The following is a 1,465-nucleotide window of genomic DNA, read 5'->3' as shown; positions in this document are numbered from 1 at the left end:
ACGTATATGGACTCCTCCGTTTTGCGTGAAATTTTTTTGATCTGGCATGGCTGAAACACTTGCACTCGTATATCCGGCCTGTAACGGGAGCTTTCTTGTCTCCCTGACCTTGATGGAAATTCGCGGCTGGGGCCTCATCGCTCTGTCGTGGTCATTGCCACTGTTCATACGTCAGGCTGCCCAACTGCGGATGTGTCCGCTTTGCCATCACTCGAAATTACACTGCAAATCAAAGAATTCATTTACGTCCTTCTCATGCCTTCATTCATCCATAGCATTCACCACAAGGCAAGCTCGTTGTCATCCTAAAGCGTCTAGAGTTATCCATAGCGTGCAGGCGGGCGTTTCAACTAGCGCGTCGCAGTAGCTGACCGCTGCGGGTAACTCGGATCGTAGGCACAATCCTTTGCTAACACTGCCCAGATTCTGCGTGCCGTTCGGTGGGCCATCGCTACGACGACTTTGTTGAGCGTCTTTCGCTGCAGCATCGCTTGTTGCCAATCGGTGAGCTTATCAGCCCGTTTTGCATAACTCAGAGCCGCACGCGCACCATGAACCAGCAGCCATCGCAAATACGTATCGCCGCGTTTACTGATGCCGAGCAACTGAGTTTTCCCGCCACTGGAGTTTTGTCGGGGTACCAGGCCGAGCCAGGCGGCGAACTGACGGGCACTCTTGAAATTCCGAATGTCGCCCACGGAGGCAACGATTGCCGTTGCCGTCAGGGGACCCACTCCCTCGATTTGAAGGACGCGCCTGCACTCTTGGCTTGTCTGCAGATGGGTTTCGATTTGCTTGTCGAATTCCTTGGTACGTTTCGTGAGATTAACCAGTTCTTGGAACAATGATGAGAAGGTCTGGCGCAGATTGACTGGCAACGTGCTGTTCGGCTCGCTCAGGAGTTGTATCAGGCGAATGTTGAGCTGTTTAAAGCCTTGCGGCACAATGACCCCGAACTCTGCCAACAGGCCACGAATTTGGTTGGCCAGCGCCGTGCGCTGTTTGATGATGCCGCCCCGAATCCGGTGCAATACGAGCACGGCTTGCTGCTGCTCGCTCTTGATTGGAACAAAGCGCATGTTCGGGCGTGTTACGGCCTCACAGATCGCTTCGGCATCACGCGCGTCGTTCTTGTTCGTTTTTACATACGGTTTGACATATTGCGGTGGCATAAGCCTGACGGTATGGCCCATTTCAGCCAGCCGTCGTCCCCAGTAATGAGCTGATGAACAGGCTTCCATGCCGATCAGGCAAGGCGTGAGTTTAGCGAAGAATTCGATCACCTGGCTGCGTGACAGCTTTTTTGTCAGTACTGCGTGACCGGTAGCGTCGGTGCCGTGAACCTGAAAGATATTCTTGGCAAGGTCAATGCCGACAACAGCGATTTGTTTCATGTTGGTCTCCTGTTTAAGTTGAAATTGCTACCGTACCCCTAGCAGGGTGGAGGAGTCCATTCCATTGCTCT

At 53.2% G+C, this 1,465-nt stretch carries 1 protein-coding gene; it reads right to left on the bottom strand.

Going from position 1 to position 1,465, the window contains the following annotated elements; all coding sequences use genetic code 11:
• Positions 1 to 350: 350 nt before the first annotated feature.
• Entirely contained in the window at positions 351 to 1,394 is a 1,044-nt protein-coding gene (locus BM122_RS21215; protein WP_074907656.1) for an IS110 family RNA-guided transposase, read from the bottom strand.
• Positions 1,395 to 1,465 lie beyond the last annotated feature (71 nt).

Origin of the sequence: Nitrosomonas communis, from assembly GCF_900114745.1 — a bacterium.
GTDB lineage: Bacteria > Pseudomonadota > Gammaproteobacteria > Burkholderiales > Nitrosomonadaceae > Nitrosomonas > Nitrosomonas communis_A.
This window is presented reverse-complemented; position numbering and strand designations above follow the sequence as displayed.

What these genes read in the sequence shown, in the direction of transcription:
- BM122_RS21215 (WP_074907656.1), bottom strand. Translation starts at nt 1,394, where the DNA reads ATGAAACAAATCGCTGTTGTCGGCATTGACCTTGCCAAGAATATCTTT.